Genomic DNA, 16,572 nt, shown 5'->3' with positions numbered 1-16,572 from the left:
GGACCTCCTAATAGTCGGACTTGAGAAACCTCATATTGAACAGCGTCAGCACGAGGATGACAAGGAACAACGATACGCCGATAGCGGAGCCGTAGCCGTACTGCGAGCTGCCGAAAGCGGCGTTGTACATGATCATGGCCGGATTGGTCGTCGCCACGCCGGGACCGCCGCCGGTCATGACCATAATCTTCACGAAGTCCTGGAGGCTGCCGATGATCGTCAGGATGATGACCACCTTGAACTGCGGCACGAGGAACGGCAGATGGATGCGGGCGAACACCTGCCAGCCGCTCGCGCCGTCGATCCGGGCCGCCTCGATCTGCTCCTGGCTCATATTGCCGATCGCCGCATAGAAGATAAGGAACGGCAGTCCGGCGATAAACGGGAAGTTGTAAAAGACGATCGCCCACAGGGCGGTTGCGTCTTCGCCGAGCCACGCGTGGCTCCAGCTCTCCAGACCGAGCAGCATCAGCAGTTGGTTGATCAGCCCGTTGTTCGGGTCGTAGATGTTCTGCCACAGCAGGATGGTCACGATGCCGGGCAGCAGCATCGGCAGAATGAAGCCGGTGCGGAACGTATATTTAAGCTTCGGTCCGCCGATCAGGAAGATCAGCTCCGCGGCCAGCAGCGGGAATACGATCGCCTTGAACACGTCCGTCAGTGTATAGACGATCTGGTTGACGGCGCCGGTCCGGAAGCTCGAATCGCCGAACATCGTCCGGAAGTTGCGCAGTCCCGTCCACTTGGTCTGGACGAGATTCCAGTCGGTGAAGGAATGGAAGAAGGCCAGAATGACGGGATAGTAGAGGAAGACGACGATAAACAAGAAGGAAGGCAGCAGAAACAAATAGGAAAGTCCGTATCTTCTCCATCGCGCCGTATTCACAGGATCAGCTCCTTTGGGGCGGACTCGCACGACAGAAGCGGCCGGGAGCGCCTGACGGCGCCCTCCGGACCGCTCGTGCGCGTCGGTTAGGGATTGGTCTTGGGATCGAGGTCGAATTGATTGTCCGCGATATATTTCTCATTGGTCTTCTTGACGAAATCGGCCTTCTTCTGCAGGAACTGCTCAAGCGTGAGCTTATTATTGTAATATTGCAATTCGAGCCCCTTCAGTTCGGCGGTCGCGTTCGGCTCGGCGGCCGGATTGCCCGTCGCGATCTGGCCGATCTGGCCGTTCATGTTGCCCGCGACCTTGAAGCCGTCCAGGTAGGCATTGACCTCGTCCGGCAGCGTGACGCCCTTCACCAGGCTCGGCCCCTGCACGAACTGGCCGGCGTCGATCGTCGTCGTGAACACCTTCTGCGCTTCTTCGGGCGAGTACAGGAAGAGCAGGAAGTCCTTGGCGCGGGCGACCGTGTCCGCGTCCTTCTTGTTCGTCACGGACAACTGGTGGCCCGGCACGAGGATGCCGCGGGGGGCGCCCGGGAAGTTCGGATCGGCTTGCTTGAAGCCCGGGAATTTGAAGGTTCCCCATTCGAAGCCCTTGCCGCCGAGCGCTTGCTGGTCCTTCAGCAGCTGCCCGACCTGCCAGCTGCCGTTCCAATAGGCCGCCGCCTTGCCGGAGATGAACAGCTGGTACGCGTCGGCGTCCTTCATCGTCGCGTATCCCGGCTGCAGATATCCGGACAGCTGCTTCAGCGTGGACCAGATTTTCTGCTCGGCCGGCCCCTGAAGGTCGTACTTGCCGGACTTCCACAGCGCCATCGTCCGCTCGGCGTCGACGACCGCGCCGATATCGAAGAACGGATCGTCCGCCTTGTATTGAATCTTTCCGTTGATCGCCTCGACCTCCGGCGTGCTGCGGGCGTCGCCCGGCTGGACGATGATCTCCGGAATGCGCGAACGGTTGGCCCAGTCCTCGAACGCTCCTACCATCCAGCCTTCGTAGTCGGATCCGGTCGCCTGCGACATGGAGAGCGGGATGATCTTCTGATCCTTCAGCTTCTGAAGGTCGGCGAACAGGTCCTCCCAGGTCGTCGGCGTCTCGGCGATGCCGGCCTTGGCGAACAGATCCTTGTTGTAGTAGAACCCGGTGCCGACCAGGTCGAACGGCAGCATGAAGATGTCGCCGTCGGACGTGTACGCGTAAGGCCAGTAGTCGCCGTTGATGCCGTCGCGCAGCGATACGCCGTTATTGTACGGATTGGGCTCCGATATGAAGTCGTTCAGCTTGAGGATGTACCCCTTCTTGACGTTGCCGGCCGGCGTGTCGCCCAGCAGGTTGGCGTGCACGATATCGGGCGCGTCGTCGCCGCCGGCCGCCATCTTCGCCTGGAAGGACGTCATGTAGGTCGTATTGTCCGAGACGATATCGATCTTGACCGTCGTCTCCGGGTGGAGCTTCTGGTAATCCTCGGCCGCCTGCTTCAGGCCCGCCGTGTAGTAATTCGTGATCGTGGAGAAAACGATCGTTTTCTTGGCCTTAGCCGCTCCGGCGGAGGCGGAGGCGGTGGCGGTGGCGGAAGGCGAAGCGGACGCGCCCCCCGAGGAGGCGGACGGCGATGCGTCTCCCTTCCCGCCCGATCCGGCGCAGGCGGACAGCGAGGCGACGGACAGCGAAGCGGCCATCAGCAGGGCCAATCGTTGGTTTCGTTTCATTCGTTCAGTTCCCCTTTCTGCGATTTTTTAATAAAACGTTTTTACTCATTACGCTCGGCAGGCTTGGAAAATGGCGTTCGAGATGCGATTTCGTCCGATTCCCGATTTTCTTTCATGTCCGCCATGATTGGAAAGGACTATTGTAAGCCCTTTCTTTTTCCTTGCCTTTTCATCATAGCACCTCTTTCAAGCGTTTCTCAATCCTAAAATAAAACGTTTTTATTATCGAAAAAACCCCGTCATATCAACCTTTTTCGAGATTCATTTTATTAAAACGCACATCTGCGAGTCATAATCCCCTTCGATTTTTGCCACAGTTTACGGGTTGTATGTTATATTAATAAAAACGTTTTAAGCGAGGTTTCTTCCCATGGTTACGATCAAAGATATCGCGAGAGAAGCAGGCGTCTCCATCTCGACCGTCTCCTTCGCCTTCAACGGCACGGCACCCGTGGCCCCCGAGACCAAGGCCCGCATCATGGAGATCATCAAGCGCCTCAATTACCAGCCCAACTCGGCTGCGCGCGGACTCGTGACCCGCAAGACGAATACCGTCTGCCTCTTCACGCCCCATCCGGCCACCGATTTCTTCTCCTTTTCGGGCAACAACAACTTCAATCATCTGCTCCAGGGCATCGGCGAGGTGCTCGATCAGAAGGACTACAATCTGCTGCTGTCGTGGGACAGCTTTGGCCACAAGGCCAAGACGCCCAAGCTGGTCAAGCTCATGCGCGAACGCGCCATGGACGGCGTGCTGATCTGCCTGCCGGAGCACGACTCGCATATCATCGAAGAGCTGACCGAGCAGAACTTCCCCGTCGTCATCGTCGGCAGCAACAGTCTGACGAACAGGGTCAACTCCGTGGACGTCGACAATTACGAGATTGCTTATAAAAACACCCGGCATCTCCTCGCTCTCGGCCATAGCCGTATCGCGTTCATCAGCCCGGGGCCGCTCAAGTACCTGGTATGCGAGGACCGGCACGAAGGGTTCAAGGACGCGATGAAGGAAGCCGGCATGCGGGTGCGGGACGACTACCTGTTCATCGGCGACGAGAAGGAGCAGAGCGGCTACAAGGCGGCCGAGGCGTTCCTCGCGCTGAAGGAACCCCCGACGGCCGTCGTCGCGGGCCGCGATGCCCAGGCCGTCGGCGTCGTCGACTTCGCGCGGGAGCGCGGCATCGGCCTGCCGGGCGATCTTGCGCTCGTCAGCTTCGAGAACAGCGCCGCCGCGGCCAAGTACGGCATCTCCTCCGCGACGACCGATCTCTACGAGATCGGCAAGGAAGGCGCCAAGCTGATGCTCAAGCTGCTCGGCCGCAAGAAGGACCGCGCGCCCCAGAACGTCGTCATTCCTTCGGAGCTGGTCGTGCGCGACAGCTGCGGGGCGGCGCAGGCGACTCGGGATCGATAACGGATTCAGCTTGATCCGAAAAAATGGCGAATGGGCGCGAGAGACGCGGATGCCCCTCCGGGAAAATCCCGGAAGGGCATCGTTTTTTTCGCTGCGAGCGTTACGGGTTCGCCGTCTTGATCTCCATCACGCGGTCTTCGTCAGGCAACGGAACGCCGTCGGCGTACGGGCCCGCCGAATACCGCTCGAATCTGGGACTGCCCGATCGGTGAGGTGTCTCTACCACCAAGATACAGTCAATGACAATGTTATATTGATAATAATTATAATAGCTACAATGGCGATTAAAAAAACTGTTCTGTTCTTGTTGCTGTTCCCCATAACGCTTTGATACACCTCCAATTATAGAAAATTTCCTATCCAACGTCCTCAGATTTAAATGTCTTCAAAGTTGGGATGAGAAATAAGAGAGACAGCACCGTCATGATACCGACCGAGATCAAACGGAAAAAGACGTTTTCTCCCGTCTCGCCTCCTCCAAACGGAGAAATAAGCAGGATACATGCAAGCACCTTAAGCAACGTGGAGCGACGCACAATGGAAAAGTAACTGTAAACGATCGATCCTACGGTATGAGTCACGCTAAAGACGACCAATAAAAAAGCAAAGGTTAACCAATGGCCGAGGGTGAACGGCTCGGTCACGCTGACATGGAACACATTTACAACCGATATGGATATCAAAGGAAGCAAGGAAGACAATACGGTTGCAAGTAAACCATACATGAACATGACCGCCATCTTCCCATAGTAGAGTCGAGAACGATCGATCGGATACATGAGCATGGGTTGGATCGTCTTCTGTTCATATTCCTGCGTGAAAATTTCTCCAGAAAGGACACACAGGAAAATTTGCGTGATGAACGCTGATATAATAAAGCAGATCACAAAGATGGAGTTCCAATCATTCATGCCTGTCTCCAACAACAAAAAGATGGGAACCATCAGACCGGCCGATACCAACGAGGCTCCAATAATGCCGAATATTCGCCCTCGATGTTTAAGCTTCATGAGTTCGCATTGAATGATTACTCCCATGCTATTTCGACTCCCCTGCATGATTGTTGCTTCTGTCCACTAATGACAAGAAATAATCCTCCAGCGTATCTTGCTTCAACACCATGGACCGTACCTCTACCCCTTCGCTTGAGAGCAATCCATTGATTTTCCCGCCTTCATTCAAACGTTCATAGAGGCGAATCGTATGAGCATCAACGACTGTGAATTTGGACAAGCCAAGCCTCTCGTGTAGTAGAAAAGCGGCTTTTTGTCCGTCGTCCACCATGAATTCGATGCTTTGTCGGTTCATTTCGGAAATCGCTTGATAAGAAAGTTCGGTCAACATTCTCCCTCGATGAATAATCCCCACTGTCGCCGCCATCTCCTCTAATTCGCTTAGGATATGGCTGGAAATGACGATCGCAAGCCCTCTTTGTTTGGATAAATCGATGAGTAAACTGCGTATTTCTTTGATGCCCGCCGGATCAAGGCTATTAATCGGTTCGTCCAGCAGCAACAGAGAGGGGCGCGTCAGGATTGCCCGAGCCAAACCCAGCCGTTGCTTCATGCCCAAGGAGAACGTAGAGACCGGACTTTCACTGCTAAGAGACAAATCGACCTGCTTCAATACCTGATCAATACAACCTTTTTCCTCATAACCGCTGAGTTTTTGATGAATTTCCAAATTTTTGCGAGCAGAGAGTCTTTCATAGAAACGTGGATATTCGATAATGCTGCCAACATTCTGTAAATATTCGTAAGATTGAGGCTTGATTGTTTTCCCAAACACTTCAATACTGCCCGCTGTTGGTTTCCACAGATTGGCGATCATCTTGAGCGTACTTGTTTTGCCTGAACCGTTGCCGCCCAAAAAAGCGTATATTTCTCCGGCTTTTACATTCATATTGAGATTGTCCACAATCGTATGTCCGCCGATGCGCTTACTCAGGCCGTGAGTTTGTATGGCGTATGTCATACCTTAGCTCCTTTCGTGTTTCTCACCTCTAGATTATAAAAGACAGATCTGTAAAAGATCTGTCTTCAATCATACATATTTCTTACATTCGCAAGTAAAAGCGGAAACTGGTCTTCTCATAAGGAAGACTGCACGCCTCTATTTCTCCCCCCATTTTTTCCACCAGAACCTTTACGATAGCGAGGCCCAATCCACTTCCCCCCAAATCTTTGCTGCGCGATTCTTCCAAGGTATACAAGCGTTCGAAGATCCGCTGGATTTGTGAATGCGGGATCCCTTTGCCGTTATCCCAGATCTCGATGTACACCTTATCATTTTGATCGTTAACGTTAAAACCAATGGTATCTCCGTCTGCGCCATATTTGATGGCATTGTTAATCAGATTGCCGAGAATGCGATTGAGAGCTTCCCGATTCGTTAGAGCATAACAGTCTTCTTCGGGAAGGCTGATGTCAACATTGCGCTTCATTCCGGTGATGATATCGTGGTAGGCCAATATGTTCTCTCGTAAAATCTCCGATACATTGTGCCTTGAAAGTTGTATTTGCACATCCCCAGATTCCAGCTTCGATAGGGAGAAAAAATCATTCATCATGTCGATGATTTCTTTCGTTTTGTTTTCTACTTTGTACAGATAGGCTTTTGCCTGGTCGCTGTTCATATCGGGGTTGGCATTCAACGCATGAACATATCCAAGTATGATCGTCATAGGTGTACGTAGATCATGCGACACGTTGGATAACATTTTGCCCATCTCATCGCGTGTTTGCGCATCACGAATACGGTAATTTTCATGTTCCTTCAGAAGTTGATTCATATTTTCAATCAATCGACGGCTGCTCGGATCGGCTGTCAACAATCGGACCCTTGAATTCACCGCATCTTGCGAGTAATTTTCAAGCGATATTGCGATTTCGCAAATGTGCTTGTTCTTGATCCTTAACTGAATAAGGGCATAGATGAGAATGAGCAGCAAGACAACGCATAACGCAGAAAGAAGAAGCACATACCTCATGCCTGATCTCCCAACTTATAGCCGATTCCCCAGACAGTCTTAATGATTCTCGGCTCGGCAGGGTTATCTTCAATCTTGTCGCGAAGGCGGCTGATATGCACCATTACCGTGTTGACGTCCCCGACAAAATCCTCCTGCCATACGCTCGAATAAATTTGCGCTTTCGTAAATACTTTTTTGGGATGGGTGAAAAATAGCTTGAGGATCTCGAATTCCTTGGCTGTAAGATTGATCTTCCGATCCGGCTTGACCAGTGAGTAGTCCTCCATGTTTAATTCCAGTTGACCGAGACGTATCATCGTTTCTTCGGACGTTGAACGAGAGTAACCAGCCCTTCGAAGCAGAGCGTGTATTCGTGCGTTCAACTCGCCCATCGAGAACGGTTTTGTTATGTAGTCGTCCGCCCCTAATTCGAGTCCGAGAATTTTATCTGTCTCTGTATCCTTAGCTGATATGATGAGCAATGGCACCAAGCAACGCTCTCTAATATGGGCCATCACTTTCTTACCGCTCAACTTGGGCAGCATCAAATCTAATAAAATGAGATCAAATTTATGCTTGCTGATGATGAACAAGGCTTCTTCGCCATCGGCTGCTTCGACAATATCAAAGCTATCCGCCTTTAAATGATTAACGATCATCTCACGTATCTCTTTTTCATCTTCTACTACCAATATCGTAGGCAAATCTTCATCTCCTCATTTACCTAGGCAATTAGCATCTCAGAGTGTGCGGTTCCATAAGTATAAGTTTACCATTAAGCCCCCAAGCCCCCAATAACATTTATCGCCGTCACTTCTGATAGGTTTCAGCTTAACGGGTCTAGTGGCGAATAATAACCTGCCGGGCCAAAAAAACAACCACCGACGACTGTTTAAGTCGGCAGTGGTTGTTGGGTAAACGTAGTTTACTTGTCAATCAGAGTGGTCGTTTTGAGTAATCTTGCGATCAACGCAGTCACTTCGGCGCGCGTCATGTTCGACTGCGGGGTCAGAAGCTGCGGTCCGTTGCCTTGCACGATCCCCGCCTCAATCATCCGAGCGACGTCCTCTCTCGCCCAAGCCGATACGTTTTTCGCGTCCTCATACTTCGCCAACAGAGAATCGATTTGATCCTGACCAAGCGCGGCTTTCGGTTCGATCAGTTGGTAGGCCCGGGCGATCATCGCGATCCCCTGTTCTCTCGTAATCTGCCGATTGCCGTAGAACTGGCCGTCGTTGAACCCGCGAACGATATCGAATTCATTGGCGATCGATACCGTTTTCCGGTACCAAGCGGAATCCGGAACATCGGAGAATTTATTCTGCGGAGCGTTCTGACGCAACAAGCCCAGACCGTTAACCACGATCTCCGAGAACTCGGAACGCGTTACGTTGCGGTTAGGCGAGAACGTATTGTTCCCTGTCCCCGCAAGATCAAGCCTTGCGGCGATATTGTTCACATCCGCCTTGCCCCAATGGTTCTTCACATCGTCGAAATCCTGCGGATTCCAGATGACGGAGTACGTACCATGGCTGCGCAGATCGTTAATCAATGCATAGTAACGGTTGTTGACTTTCGTTACGACCGTCGGTACATGGTACACACTGCCGTCCTCATTGATAATGACACCCGTCGTGATGCGATTCGGATCAATGCCGTCCGGCAGAGCGATGTATTTCGCTGCGTAGCCGTTCAGCTGTTCCGATCTTACCGTCTTGCCGTCATGCGAGAAGCTCAGGTCGAGATCGACCGGCGTCACGAGCAACTCGTAGCCTTCCGCAGCCGCTTGGTTCTTGGCGTTAGAAATGACGGCATCCGAAGAGCGAGCGATGTCGATGTGGACCGCGATGTCGCCCAGCCCCGCGTCATTCAGTTGCTTGGACACCCCGTTCAAGTCCATCTTGCCGCCAGGAACCGGATAGATGGCCAGCGGGTTGCTGATTTCCAGGCTTGCGCCCTTGTCGGCGATTTGTTTGACGGTTCCAGCCGTTAATCCGTCAACTTTCACATCGCCGTCCTTCGGAGAACGAATCCCAAGCTTCTGTCCGTTTCCTTTGGCCAATTCCCCGGCAAGCTTGTCTAGGTCGACTTGAACCGACGTAACCGTGCGGTCTCCCGAGGTTGACGTCGTGCCGGTGGCAAACGTTCCGTTATTGCCGTTCACCGAGGTTTCGATTCCCGATTCACCCGGTTTTGGCGTCACAGTCGGCGTAGGCGTGGGGGTCGTGGTGGGTCCACCAGGTCCGCCGGGATTTTCGCCGCTGCCAGATGCTCTAGTGACGGTCAGCTTATACTCCGTTACATTGCCTTTGCTATCCGTAACCTTCACTACGATCGTATTCGGGCCTACATTCAGATTCAGATCTCCGCTTGCCGCACCGTTCGGAACTTCCTGCCAAGTGCCGTTATTCACGGAGACTTCGATCTTCGCGTTCGGATCAAGTGCCGTTGGCAGAGCCGTTACGGCATAGACGCTATTGGATACGGAAGCCGTATACTGGTTCTCGACTCCCCCAGCGACTGGCGCCAGTTCGATTGGCGTTCCGTTCCAGCCCTTGAGTTCCAGTCCGGTCAGGGAAGAACGGTTTGCAGTATCAACCGTAATCGGTTTCGTTTGCGTAGATGTTTTTCCATCTTTTGTCGCGGTCGCTTCAACGGTGTAGTCGCCGTCGGCCAGGTCGGTTTTGGCCTGGAAGCTCCAAGTTCCGTCCGGATTGACCGTTGCGGCTTGCGTATCGACGACTTGGTCGTTCTTGTCTTTAATCGTAACCGTGACGGCTGCGCCCGGATCGGCGGTCCCCTTCACTACAGGCTTAGGCACGGAAACGGTATTGCCGCTCGGTTCGGTGATGGTTAACGCCGGCAGGGAAGTGTTGATGGCGACATTTTTTGTTTGTTTTGACGTCTTTCCGTCTTTCGTCGCTGTCACTTCAACGGTGTAGTCCCCATCGACCAAGTCGTTACCGGGTTGGAAGCTCCAAGTACCGTCAGGATTGACAGTTACGGCCTGCGAATCTACTACATGGCCGTCTTTGTCTTTAATCGTAACCGTGACGGCTGCGTCCTTATCGGCGGTTCCCTTCACTTCAGGCTTAGGTACGTAAACCGTATCGCCGCTTGGTTCAGTGACGGTTAACGTTGGTTCTGGTATCGCAACCTGGATCCCGCTGGACTTGGTTGCCGTCCGGTTGTTTTTAACCGCGGTTGCCTCAATCTTGTAGTTGCCGTCTGTCAAGCTCACATTGGGAACAAACGTCCAGTTGCCGTTGCCGTCAACAGTTGCAGCGCCGCCTGCGCCTGTTACCGGATTGCCATTCGAATCCTTGATTACGATGTTCACCGTAGAGCCCGGTTCGACAGTGCCTTCAATTGTTGGCTTGCCGACGGCTACCGGGTCCGCGCCGGGCTTCGTGATCGACAGAGCATCGGCATACGAGTCGATCGCATTCATCGTAAACGGATGAGCGGTTCTACCATTCGTGCCTTTCAAAGTGCCCGTTCCATCATAGGATACGCTCACCGTTTTACCGGTAACGTCGGTTCCATTGGGCAAAGTGAGAATCAACTTCTTAGGGTCGGTGGGATCCAATTGATAATCCCCTGCATTAAGTGTTACCGTAGCGGTGCCAACTTTAATTACAAATCCATTCAGGTCCGTCAAGCTGCGCAAATCTTGGTCAAAGCTAAGGGTGATTTGTTTCTGGCCCGCTACGACTTGCTCAAGCGTGGCACGATCTAATCCGGGCACCGGAATCGCATAAGTGAAAAATTGATCGTTCGCTAGCGCCACTTTTGTTGTGGTCGTATAGTAAGCAACGCTACTCAACGAAGTTTCAGTTAGTGTATACTCCTTAGCGTCTTTAAAATCCGCGCTGTCGCTTACGACCAAGATTGCGTCTGCAGGGACGGCGCTTTTTAAAATCGATATTTGCACATCGCCAACGCCGTTGGTGTTTTGGACCTTCCAAATCCGGTCGGCATAGTTTTTATTGGCGGAATCCATGGGCGTATTGAAGGTTAAGTTCTTGCCATTGTCGCCCCAGACCAAGGACTGTTTGTCTTGCAGCTCCTCTGTGATGGCTTCATTTTTTTCCGACAGCGCGCCGATCCCGATCGTCAACTTGGAAGCATCGTTGGCGGAACGGCTTTGTTTCTGCTGCAAGCCTTGTCCATCGTCACGGGCGATGCCTGCAATGTTATTGTTATAGTCGGCATCCGCTTGCCAAATGACGTTAGCCTTTGAATCCACATAATTGACGTTGCTTAACGATACGCCATATTTAATCGCTAAATAGGAATTGATCTTCTGTCTGTCTTCTACCGTTAATGGGCCTGAATAGAAGATGAATTCGCCTACTTGGCCTTTATAATAACCTTGGTCAGCAATCTCTCTGCCAAGAACCATAGGGTTGCCAATCCCCTTGATGGGAGGATCGGCCGGCTGGCCGGCCTTAAATTTAAGACTTTCCCCATTGCGATAAATGGATTGACCGGCGTCTGTGGTACTGCCTAAGCCATAATTAAAGTTCCAAATATAATATTTCCCTACTTCTGCGGATACTCCCGGAGTGGATATTCGCTGTCCACCTTGATTCCCTGCATCCCAATAAACGACTCCGCCATAAGGAAGATGGACCTGGAATCTGCCACCGCCAGCCGTATTTTCCCAAAAAACGGAGTTGCTCGTATTCCCAGTTCCCGAAATGATAAACACATTGAAATTATCGTAGGAGGTATTATTCCCCAGAATACCATTCGCATTTTGCAGAAATTTGGTTCCATCAAAATTGATGGCCTTGTTAAAGTTAAGCCGGTTGCTGTCATCATTATAAGCGGGTTGTTTGGCAGGGTCAGCTTGGGAAAAATCACGGCCATGACCGCTCTGATCCTTCCATTCCGAAACGGTACCGTTCGCTGCCGTCACGCCGTCTTCGGCACGAAGCCATAGGTGCAGGTTGTTGGATACCCCGCCCGGATAGACGGGATCAGGCGCCGCTTTGGCTGTCTGAGGGGCCCATGCAGCAGACAATAAGCCTGTTGTCAGGGCGCTGGCCAATAGCAGGTTGAGCGGCTTCTTCCATTTCATCTTCGCAAACATCATTTGATCCTCCTTTGAATTCACTTACTTATAGCGAATATTCCGCACCAAACGACAAAAAGTACGGTTTTCTATGCACAACATTATAGACAAAACCTCTAACCAAACTCTAACCACAGAATAAATTTGAAGTCCCGTCTTGCCGATATAGATATATCAGGAGAAATAGGGATTCAAGGTCCGACGGTTGGGAGGCTGCATCCAAATGAAAGTCATGCTGGTAGACGATGAGCGGCTTGCGTTATTAAGGTTAGAAAAAATGCTGGGGGAGTTTCACGATTGCAAAGTCGCTGGCTCCTTCTCGAAGGCAGAGTTGGCGATCAAGCAGATTGGCGAATCCCAACCCGACGCCGTCTTTCTGGATATTCAAATGCCGGGATTGAATGGTTTAAAGGCGACAGAGCGAATACGTTCGATCTCGCCGGACACGAAGATCGTCTATGTGACAGCCTATGATGAATACGCGGTTGAGGCATTCAAACTGGATGCTACCGATTACTTAATGAAGCCGTTAAGACGTGAACGGTTGAGCCAAACCATACAGCGTCTGCGTGAACGCGTTGCCCAGCATCATCCGGAACCGCCGAAAGAGGAAGGATTGTTGTACCGTTGCTTGGGCGACATGCAAATCCGGAAGCCGAATGGGGAATTGGAATTCCTGAAGTGGAGAACGACGAAGGCGAAAGAGTTGTTCGCCTACTTGCTCTATCATCGGGGGAAAGTAATTAGCAAAAATACTTTGCTGGAATTGCTTTGGCCGGAATTGGACGAACGCAAAGGGCTCGCCAACCTGCAGACGAGTATGAATCGGATTCGCAGCGTATGGAAGAATACGGTCGGGGATGGCTATATCTCGATCCGATACGCTCAGTACGGATATATCCTGGAGTCGAAAGGGCTGCGAATCGACGCGGAAGAATGGGAACAAGAGCTTCGCCGCTTAAACCCGGTTTCCATCGAGCAAGCCCCCGATCATCAGCGACTGCTCGATAAGTATCGCGGCGATTTTTACGAAGAGGATCATTATGCATGGGCGGAGAGCGAACGCCAAAGGCTAAAGGCGCTATGGCTGCAGCATGCCCAGCAGTTGGGGCAATTCTATTGTTCTTGCGACATGAATAGGGAAGCGCTTGGCGTTTACCATCAAATCCAAAAGCAGGAACCTCTGCATGAAGATGGTTATCTCGCGCTTATGAAGATCTATGCCCGGCTGAACGACGCGGATTCCGTTCAAAAACAGTATGAATTTCTGACCCGCCTATTGAAACAGGAAGCGGAGACCGATCCCAGTCCCGGCATATTGGAATGGTTTGCGCGATGGAAAAAATCCTCCCCTCATGTCGGCACGACAAAGCTGACGATCGTGCCTTGATTCGGAACACTCCGGATTTGCAATCCTTTTCCGTACAGCTGTTTCAATCGTCGATCCGTATTGGACAAGCCGATTCCCGCCTTTACGTCCTGACGGCTGTCCAGGACGCGCCTTGCCTCTTCCTCATCCATCCCCACGCCGTTATCTGCGACCGAAATTTCCGCCTCATGTTCATTTGCGGAAATCCGGATATGAATTTCTCCGCCTTCCTCGCGGCTTAGCAGGCCGTGTCGTACGGCGTTTTCAACAAGAGGTTGGATGCTGAGCGGGGGAACTTGCAATTGAATCCCTTCGTCCACCTCCCAGCGAATGCTTAGTCTGTCGTCAAAACGTTCCTTTTCGATATACAGATACGAGCGGACCAGACCAAGCTCATGCTCAAGCGGAACGAGCCGTTCCAAATTCCGAAAGTCGAAACTTGCCCGCAAGTAATGGCCGAATGCTTCAAGCAACGCGCTCATTTTCTCATTATCGATCTCGCTGAGCGCGGCTATCGAATTGAGCGTGTTGTACAGAAAATGCGGTTGAATTTGCGCCTGAAGCCAAGCCGCTTCCATGCGCAGCCTGTCGCGCACCGATTGCTTCAATTCAGTCAACGCCCTTACTCTGGACTTCAGTTCCATCGCATCAACGGGTTTCGTTACGTAATCGTTGGCCCCCGACAGGAATCCGGTACCGATATCTTCCGGCCTGCCGCGAGCGGTCAGGAGCAGAATGGGAAGCTCCGAGACGGAGAAGCGCTCGCGAACGAAGCGGGACAATTCGTATCCGGACATATGCGGCATCATGATGTCGGTAATGATCAAGTCCCATTCTCTGGTATCCAGAATGGCAAGCGCGTCACGTCCGCTTGCAGCGGTGACGACGTTATACTTTTCCGAAGCAAGAAGGCTGCTCAATATATTTAAATTGACGGCATCGTCGTCTATGACCAGAAGGTTGGGCCGGTCCGAACCGATCGCCGATTCCAGTCCGGAAATGTCGCCGCGAGGTTCAGGGGAAGCGGAAACCGCCGCTTCTGCAGAAACCGCCGTTTCCGCATAAACGGGCGGTAACGGAGCGAGCATGGCCGCCTCGCCCTGTCGGGTGGATGAATCGGATAACCGCAAGGCAAAGCTGAAGACCGAACCTTGGCCCGGAATGGAGTTCACCTCCAACGCGCTTCCATGCAGCTCTACCAGCTGCTTGCATATACTTAATCCGAGCCCGAGCCCGCCTCCGATTGCCGTTATGCCAGAGTCCCCCTGCTCGTAGGGCGCAAACATCCTTTGCCGTGTTTCTAGATCGATCCCGATGCCGGTGTCTGCGACGATGATGTTCGCCTTACCGTCCTTGACCTCGGCCTTTATGGCGATCTGTCCTTGGTCCGTGTATTTCACCGCATTGTGAAGCAGGTTGAACAAAATTTGCGTAAGCCGGTTTTCATCGGCCATGACAGGAGGGAAGTTGGCCGGAATGTCGTTGACGATGCGAATCGGCTTGCCTTCCGTCATGAAACGAAGCATATCGGTTACGCCGGATGCGACTCCCTGAACGCGGACACTCCCTATGTGCAAGCGGATGCCGTTCTCCTGAAGCCGCGTCATGTCCAGCAGATCGTTAAGCATGTAGGACATTCGCTTGCCTACGGAAATAAGCAGCTTCATGTTCTCTTTGTTTTTGTCGTCTTGATCTTTCATTCCGGTATCCAGAACGGTCTGGGCGATGTTAAGGATGCCATGCAGCGGATTCCGCAATTCATGGGAGGTGTTGGCTAGGAAATCGTCCTTCAGCTTGTCCGCCTTCCGAAGCTTCTCGGCGAGCTTGGCCGTTTGGTCGGATTGACGGAAATAACGTTTGAACCAGAAAGACGCAAAAGCGAGGAACGCAACGATCAGGTCGATCGGGTAGTATCCCATATCGAGCAGACCCTTGAGATAGCCTCCCATGATATTCGTCAAAATACCAGTTAGGCCAACGACCAAATAAATGGCGTCCTTATCGTTCTTCAGGACCGTACGCAGCGAGAACGTCAGAAAGTACACGCAAGCGAGCAAATCCAAGGCGTAGTAGACGATCAATCCGCCCCGCGCCAACCCGGCCGGCAAAAGTACGATCGAGATCGCGGCCATCGCGCAGAGCACGGGGAACCAGCGGAACACGCTGTTTTTCGCATGCTCCGGCAAGAGGCTTTTGGCAAACTGCAGCAGGAAAGCTGCGACTCCAATAAAGGACAGAAGAACGAGTTTCATGGACCACTCGTAGTCGATGGCCGGCAGCCAAACGAGCAAAAGCTTGTCATCGTCGAGCAGTGTCATGAGAACGGTACTAACAACGAGCATAAAGAAGTAGATCAAAGCCTTTTGTCGGGTGCCGATCGCATACAGAATAAGCGCGTACAAGGCATGAATCATCAGAACGACACATACGACTAACTGCATGTTGACGGAAAACCCTACTTCTTTGTCCACCGCACGTTCGCTACCGAACCTGATCGATTCTACCAAACCGCCTTGGGTGCTGTTGTCATAATTCGCAGCTTGTACGACAATATCGATCTCGCCTGTATCGGCCTTGAAAGCAGCGGTGTAAGGCATGCTTCGGGCTGTATACTGCTGTTTGTTCTCTGCAGGCTGCCCCTCTCCCGCCACAAGACGATCGTTCACATAGAGTTCGGCCGAAGTACGCACGTTCGAAACGCGGATGCCATAGGTTAGCTCGTTATCCGGGTTGACCTTGACGCGCAGACGATAGGAGCCATAGCCGTATGGCGAGTTGTGCGCGGATATAGACGAGTTCCACTTGCCGGGAACTTGAATGAACATCCTGCCCTCTTCGGATGAGATTGCGTTCGACCCGCTTCGCATCACAAACTTGCCGGGATAGAACTCCCAATCTCCGTCTAATGCAACCGTGCGATCCTTGGTGAAGTCGAAGCCGCGCAAATCTAACTCGCCCCGAACCGCACAAGGGTGATCCGGCGACGACTGAAGAAAAGCCCAGATGATTCGAATCAGGAATAAGGCGAAAAAGAATGACCCTGTAATAAGGATCGTTTTTCGTTTTGTCATCATAATCTAACCTATTTCGACAAAAACAAGGAAATTCCTTTGATGAAGCCTGCATGTCCATACGAA

The 16,572-nt window shown here is 52.2% G+C and carries 10 protein-coding genes; 2 read left to right on the top strand and 8 right to left on the bottom strand.

Translation table 11 applies throughout. From position 1 onward, the window contains the following. Positions 1-7: 7 nt before the first annotated feature. Both H7C19_RS14460 and H7C19_RS14455 read right to left on the bottom strand, forming a co-directional pair. Positions 8-886, bottom strand: coding sequence for a carbohydrate ABC transporter permease (locus H7C19_RS14460; protein ID WP_185143369.1), 879 nt, complete (start codon positions 884-886; stop codon positions 8-10). A gap of 86 nt (positions 887-972) precedes the next feature. Further along, the gene (locus H7C19_RS14455) at positions 973-2,601 is read right to left on the bottom strand and encodes an ABC transporter substrate-binding protein (protein ID WP_185143368.1); all 1,629 of its coding nucleotides are present in this window, start codon (positions 2,599-2,601) and stop codon (positions 973-975) included. Between the two features lie 370 nt (positions 2,602-2,971). Between H7C19_RS14455 and H7C19_RS14450 the strand changes: the two genes are divergently transcribed. Next, positions 2,972-4,015 carry a LacI family DNA-binding transcriptional regulator gene (locus H7C19_RS14450; RefSeq protein ID WP_185143367.1) on the top strand — a complete coding sequence of 348 codons (1,044 nt, stop codon included), beginning with the start codon at positions 2,972-2,974 and terminating at the stop codon, positions 4,013-4,015. 356 nt (positions 4,016-4,371) lie between these two features. Here H7C19_RS14450 and H7C19_RS14445 read toward each other — a convergent pair whose 3' ends face one another. The 5 genes from H7C19_RS14445 to H7C19_RS14425 all read right to left on the bottom strand — a co-directional run bounded on the left by H7C19_RS14445 (position 4,372) and on the right by H7C19_RS14425 (position 12,084). Further along, positions 4,372-5,052: an ABC transporter permease gene (locus H7C19_RS14445; RefSeq protein ID WP_185143366.1), complete on the bottom strand. Its 681-nt coding sequence runs from the start codon at positions 5,050-5,052 to the stop codon at positions 4,372-4,374. Position 5,053: 1 nt separating this feature from the next. Further along, complete coding sequence (locus tag H7C19_RS14440; protein WP_185143365.1) at positions 5,054-5,989, bottom strand: ATP-binding cassette domain-containing protein; 936 nt, start codon at positions 5,987-5,989, stop codon at positions 5,054-5,056. An 82-nt stretch (positions 5,990-6,071) separates the two neighbouring features. Then, positions 6,072-7,004 (bottom strand): sensor histidine kinase, encoded by a 933-nt coding sequence (locus H7C19_RS14435; protein WP_185143364.1) that lies wholly within the window; start codon positions 7,002-7,004, stop codon positions 6,072-6,074. Beyond that, on the bottom strand, positions 7,001-7,690 hold the full coding sequence (locus H7C19_RS14430; protein WP_281384864.1) for a response regulator transcription factor: 690 nt from the start codon (positions 7,688-7,690) through the stop codon (positions 7,001-7,003). Before H7C19_RS14430 ends, H7C19_RS14435 begins: the two co-directional genes overlap by 4 nt. Positions 7,691-7,911: 221 nt before the next feature. Next, complete coding sequence (locus tag H7C19_RS14425) at positions 7,912-12,084, bottom strand: DUF8202 domain-containing protein (protein ID WP_185143363.1); 4,173 nt, start codon at positions 12,082-12,084, stop codon at positions 7,912-7,914. A 205-nt stretch (positions 12,085-12,289) separates the two neighbouring features. Here H7C19_RS14425 and H7C19_RS14420 point away from each other — a divergent pair, with 205 nt between their 5' ends. After that, on the top strand, positions 12,290-13,456 hold the full coding sequence (locus H7C19_RS14420; RefSeq protein ID WP_185143362.1) for a response regulator: 1,167 nt from the start codon (positions 12,290-12,292) through the stop codon (positions 13,454-13,456). On the opposite strand, the gene H7C19_RS14415 is transcribed toward H7C19_RS14420, so the two are convergent. After that, on the bottom strand, positions 13,420-16,506 hold the full coding sequence (locus H7C19_RS14415) for an ATP-binding protein (RefSeq protein WP_185143361.1): 3,087 nt from the start codon (positions 16,504-16,506) through the stop codon (positions 13,420-13,422). The genes H7C19_RS14420 and H7C19_RS14415 overlap by 37 nt on opposite strands. Between the last annotated feature and the right edge of the window lie 66 nt (positions 16,507-16,572).

Origin of the sequence: Cohnella nanjingensis, assembly GCF_014212125.1 — a bacterium.
In the GTDB taxonomy this organism is placed as follows: domain Bacteria; phylum Bacillota; class Bacilli; order Paenibacillales; family Paenibacillaceae; genus Cohnella; species Cohnella nanjingensis.
Note: the sequence above shows the minus strand (reverse complement) of the source record. Positions and strands in the feature narration are given on the sequence as shown.